Origin of the sequence: Dactylosporangium sp. NPDC050688, from assembly GCF_040654515.1 — a bacterium.
Taxonomy (GTDB): domain Bacteria; phylum Actinomycetota; class Actinomycetes; order Mycobacteriales; family Micromonosporaceae; genus Dactylosporangium.
The window spans coordinates 1-1,024 of record NZ_JBFAIC010000198.1 but is presented as its reverse complement, the minus strand read 5'-3'; the positions used below and the strand labels follow the sequence as shown (position 1 = coordinate 1,024).

The window sequence follows — 1,024 nt, the reverse complement described above, 5'->3', positions numbered from 1 at the left end:
AGTGCAAGGGCCTCCGGGCCGCGCCGGCTGACCAGCACGATCCTGGCCGCACCCTCCGCGGCGAGCCACCTCGCGACATGCCCACCGAGGGCACCGGTGCCGCCGGTCACCAGCACCGTGCCCGACGGCGTCCACCCGGTGGTCACCGTGGCCCGGATGAGGCGCCGCCCGTGAGCGATGCCGCCGCGGAACATCACCTGGTCCTCGACACCACCGAGCACCGCCGGCAGCAACGCCGGGTCAGCGTCAGCGAGGTCGATCAGGCCGCCCCAACGGTCCGGATGCTCCAACGCGACGACCCGGCCGAGACCCCAGATCGCACGCTGCACCGGGTCGGTGGCGGCGCCCCGGGTCACACACCACAGCGGCGCGTCGACGCCCGCGTCGCCGAGGGTCTGCACGATGTTGAGGGCGTCTGCGGCGTCGGCGGGTAGCGCCACGACACCGGCGAACGAGCCCTCCCGCAAGCGACCCTCACGGACCGGCGCGGTGACCGTGTCAGCACCCGCCGCCGCCAGCGCCGCGACGAGTTCCTCGGACGCGTGGCCGACCACGAGCCACGTACCGGTGAGCGCGGCATCGCGGCGGGGCAGCGGCGTCCAGGCCTCCCGGTAGAGCCACCCGTCCACAGTGGACGTGGCCGGGGCGGGGGTGCCGGCGTCGAGCCAGTACCGCTGCCGCTGGAACGGGTACGTGGGCAGGTCGACGCGCTGCCCACCGGCGAGCAGCGACGTCCAGTCCGGGGACCAGCCTTCGATATGGGCCCGGGCCACGGCGGTCATCAGGGTGAGCGGCTCGTCGCGTCCCTTGCGCATCGCGGGAATCCCGTCGACCAGCGCGGAAAGGACCCCGTCCGGGCCGACCTCGAGGAACTTCGTCACGCCCTTGACACGGAGCGCGTCGACGGCATCCGCGAACCGGACTGCACTCCGCACCTGGTCCAACCAGTAGCTCAGGTCCGTCACGTCGCCGGTGGACGTGGTGGCGATCGGGATGGCCGGCGGGTGGAACGTCACTGTCGACA

The 1,024-nt window shown here is 73.2% G+C and carries 1 protein-coding gene; it reads right to left on the bottom strand.

Annotation, left to right across the window (positions count from 1 at the left end; all coding sequences use genetic code 11):
• Window positions 1-1,024 (bottom strand): KR domain-containing protein (locus tag AB0H83_RS51945; protein WP_360111527.1); only part of this gene is annotated, 1,024 nt, incomplete at both ends.